The 1054-nt window shown below is 52.2% G+C and carries 1 protein-coding gene; it reads left to right on the top strand.

From position 1 onward, the window contains the following. Window positions 1-495: 495 nt before the first annotated feature. On the top strand, window positions 496-954 hold the full coding sequence (locus tag L7E55_RS17555) for a reverse transcriptase domain-containing protein (protein ID WP_277445655.1): 459 nt from the start codon (window positions 496-498) through the stop codon (window positions 952-954). Window positions 955-1054: the final 100 nt, after the last annotated feature.

Below are 1054 nucleotides of genomic sequence, written 5' to 3'. Positions count from 1 at the left end.
TCCAAGCCTTCAGTTAAAGTCGTAAACACAATCAGTTAAGGAAAGCGGATTACGGGAAAACTGTACGATCCGTTTGAACGAGCGGACGGAGGCAGGCTTATTGATGTCCACCTCCTCCGACTCTACAGTGATTAACCCTCGGCCAAGGAAAGCTGGTAACAGTCTGGAGGGGAAAACTGGGGGGACATTGCACCTGGTTGCAATGGGGACTAAAGAGCTAAAAGCCTTTAGCGCCTGCGAAGGGACGAAGACAAACCAAGGAATGCAAGCGACGTAAAGGCAGTGACGGTTCAAGTGAAGACAACCGCGGCTGAAACGCCAAGGGGTACGGTAGTGCCGGGGATGACGAATTTGCTGGTGCAACCGACCGCACGGGACGGAATAGTCCAAGGAGGCGAGGTATATTGCGAAAGCTAGAGAAGCCCGCAAATTGGATGAAGAAACCGGCAACCGGAACGAAAATGCGAAAGCGGGCATGGCGAAAGGGAGAGAATCATGCGGAAATGGTACAGTTTGAGAGATAAAGTGTATCAGATGGAGAACCTGAGGAAGGCCTTTCAGGCGGTGAAGGCCAATAAGGGAGCCCCAGGAATGGATGGGGAGACTATTGAAGCCTTTGAAGCCGAGCTTTCGGAGAACCTCCAAAAACTGCATGAGGAACTCAAAACCGGCACATATCAACCGCAGCCGGTGAGAAGAACCTACATCGAAAAAGAGGATAAAAGCCTCAGACCATTAGGAATACCTGCAGTCCGGGACAGGGTGGCACAGCAGGCCCTGAAAAACGTACTGGAGCCCATCTTTAACCCGGATTTCCACCCGTCAAGCTACGGGTACAGACCGGGCAAATCCTGCCAGCATGCAATAGCCAAGGCAGAAAGGTTCATGAATAAATATGGACTTTCATATGTTGCCGACATGGACCTATCCAAATGCTTTGGAGCGCCAGGATAAGCCTGGTGCCCCCAGTGGGTGAGATTCCCACCCTGGAAAGGGGAATAAGCCGCCCCACCAGGAATCGAGTCTTGGGTGCGTGACTGGCAACAGCATGTGC

Origin of the sequence: Pelotomaculum isophthalicicum JI (assembly GCF_029478095.1) — a bacterium.
GTDB classification, from domain to species: Bacteria; Bacillota; Desulfotomaculia; order Desulfotomaculales; family Pelotomaculaceae; genus Pelotomaculum_D; species Pelotomaculum_D isophthalicicum.
The sequence above is the reverse complement of the archived record's forward strand: the minus strand, read 5'-3'. Positions and strand labels throughout refer to the sequence as shown.